Origin of the sequence: Mesorhizobium sp. M7A.F.Ca.AU.001.01.1.1, from assembly GCF_004022735.1 — a bacterium.
Lineage (GTDB): Bacteria > Pseudomonadota > Alphaproteobacteria > Rhizobiales > Rhizobiaceae > Mesorhizobium > Mesorhizobium ciceri.
Map to the genome: position 1 here is coordinate 1 of NZ_RZPF01001155.1, position 1,101 is coordinate 1,101.

Sequence of the window (1,101 nt, forward strand, 5' to 3'; positions counted from 1 at the left end):
GTCGTTGACGTCGCCGATGTTCTGGGCGTCATCGCCGGTGCCGTTATAGACGTTTTCCCCGATGATGTTGGTGGCGAGATTGCCGTCGGCGCGCTTGACTGGTTCTGCCGAAGCGGCGTTCATGTCGACAGGCTTTTGCGCTGTGTCCGTCGTCGCGGGTGCTGCCGGCGCTGTTGCGTCGGTCGATGCCGCAGGTGCTGGGGTCGGGCTGTAAGGCTTTTTATCGAATTCTGCCTGCGCCGTCAGTTCGTCCTTGGTCGTCTGGGCCACCAACCAGCGGTCGCCATTCTTTTCGGCCCACTGCAGCTTGCCGTAATCGAAAGCAACGCTTTTGGCGCCGACACCCAGAAAACCGCCGACGTCGATGACAACGGATTTCGCCTGCCCATCCTTGTCGAACACGACGTCGCTGACCTTGCCGATGTTTTCGGCATCGTCGCCGGTGCCGTTGTAGACGGACTCACCGATGATGTTGGTGACGATGCTGCCCTCTGCGCGTGCCACAGGAGCGGCGGCGGGCTCCTGGACGGCGGGCGTGGCAGGCGCCGTATTTGTTGCGTTCTGCGCATAGGCGCCGGTCGCGACAAAGGTTGCGAGCGCCGTCGTGGCTAAAAGATTGCGGATCATGGTAGTCTCTCCTCGTGCCTGATCTCATGCGCCGCGTCTCCTTGGGGAACGCGGCATCTGCAGGTTCACAACGTCGTGACCGGGTCAGTTGTTCCGACAAAGCGCTGCGGTCCGGGAACGAAACCACGGAAATTATTGAGCCGCTGGGGTAGTCACCCCGTGGCAAGAGGAACCTTTCTGTCGACGCCGCGTTTCAGCCGTTGGCTGGGTATATCCCGGCCGCCATTTGGCTGACCTGGTGGAGCGGGGCATGAGATTTGCAGCGGTGCTGAACCGGGACGGCGGCACTTTGCGCACCACCGACCTCGCCGCTTTCTCCGACAGGATGCATCAGACGCTGGAAACGGCAGGCCACTCGCTCAGCATCGAAATTGTCGCCGGCAAGGATGTGGTGGAGACGCTGGACAACGCCGCTTCGCGTCGCTCGGTCGACATCGTGCTGGCGGGTGGGGGCGACGGGGCCATTTCCGCCGC

Annotated in this window: 2 protein-coding genes; one reads left to right on the forward strand and one right to left on the reverse strand. The window is 62.5% G+C overall.

All coding sequences use genetic code 11. The annotated features are described in order from the left end of the window. Positions 1-627, reverse strand: a 627-nt coding sequence (locus EN884_RS36700) for a PRC-barrel domain-containing protein (RefSeq protein WP_164895449.1), incomplete at its 3' end; no start/stop codon positions are given. A gap of 250 nt (positions 628-877) precedes the next feature. Between EN884_RS36700 and EN884_RS36705 the strand changes: the two genes are divergently transcribed. Further along, on the forward strand, positions 878-1,101 hold a 224-nt coding region (locus EN884_RS36705; RefSeq protein WP_281034869.1), incomplete at its 3' end, for a diacylglycerol kinase family protein.